The sequence below is a fragment of the Mycobacterium sp. IDUB_19 genome (genome assembly GCF_055419445.1).
This window is the reverse complement of the sequence record NZ_JBVAXR010000172.1, coordinates 1-961: the sequence shown is the minus strand read 5'-3', so window position 1 is coordinate 961 and position 961 is coordinate 1. Positions and strand designations below refer to the sequence as shown.

General features: G+C 62.2%; 2 protein-coding genes. Both read right to left on the bottom strand.

All coding sequences use genetic code 11. The features are described from left to right. Nucleotides 1–385: MmpS family transport accessory protein (locus ACZY0B_RS27710; protein ID WP_463767417.1), on the bottom strand; the 385-nt coding region annotated here is incomplete at its 3' end. 348 nt (nucleotides 386–733) lie between these two features. Then, a partial coding sequence (locus tag ACZY0B_RS27705) for a metal-sensitive transcriptional regulator (RefSeq protein ID WP_463767342.1) occupies nucleotides 734–961 on the bottom strand: 228 nt, incomplete at its 5' end.

Sequence of the window (961 nt, the reverse complement as noted above, 5' to 3'; positions counted from 1 at the left end):
TGGATCTTTCGTCCTTGACCTCCCCGTTGACAGTGATGCGGCACCCGATGTTGTCGCTATTGCCCTGTGCCACCACGTTGGCGATCACGGCCGGCACCGTCGTGGTGATCGTGTAAGTCCAGGGCAAGCTGGTGAAGTTCGCTTGTTCCGGCTCGGCGCTCTTGTTCAAGTAGCTCACGCTTCCTGCCGTGTCACTGGGCCCGAAAACCTCGTACGTCACCCGCTTGATGTGCGACGGCTCGAGCGGCTCGGCGCTGCTGCCGGTTGCCGTGAAGATCGAATCCGAGCCAAAAACGCCGCGCAACCGGGTGACAGCGATAGCACCAAGGGCAACTGCCACCACGACCACGAGCAGCACCCAGGTTCGTTTGAGAAAGGTCAACATCGGTGATTTCCCTTTCGTTGCCTCGTGTTGTCAGTTTCGCGTCGGGTCAGCGGCCCGAACAGGGCCGTTCGGCCCTGTTCGGATGGCCTTTCGGGTCACGCAACCGCGACTGCCTGGGCTTTTGCCGTGACAGCGAGGCGACATCGCCGCACGCGCGCGAGAAGGAGGAAATTGAGACTCCCGGCCGGTTGCACGTCAACCTCCTTGCTTGCCCCTGGGCGCAGATAGGCGCCTCGCCATATACCCTACCGGGTAGGGTATGGGACAGTGTGAACGGGGCGCCGTCAACGCATCGATGGATGGACTTTGCGCAGGCTGGCGCGCTACACGAAGCCGTGTGACGTGCTGTCAGGCCAGCGCGAGGAAGAGCTTCTCCAGCTCGTCTTCCGTCAGCGGCTTCTTGCCCTTCGCAGCTTTTCCGGTTGTGCATTCGCGCATACCGGTGGCGACGATCTTGAATCCGGCACGATCAAGTGCACGTGAAACCGCGGCGAGCTGTGTGACCACGTCCTTGCAGTCGCGGCCCTGCTCGATCATCGAGATCACGCCGGCCAGCTGGCCTTGCGCACGGCGCAA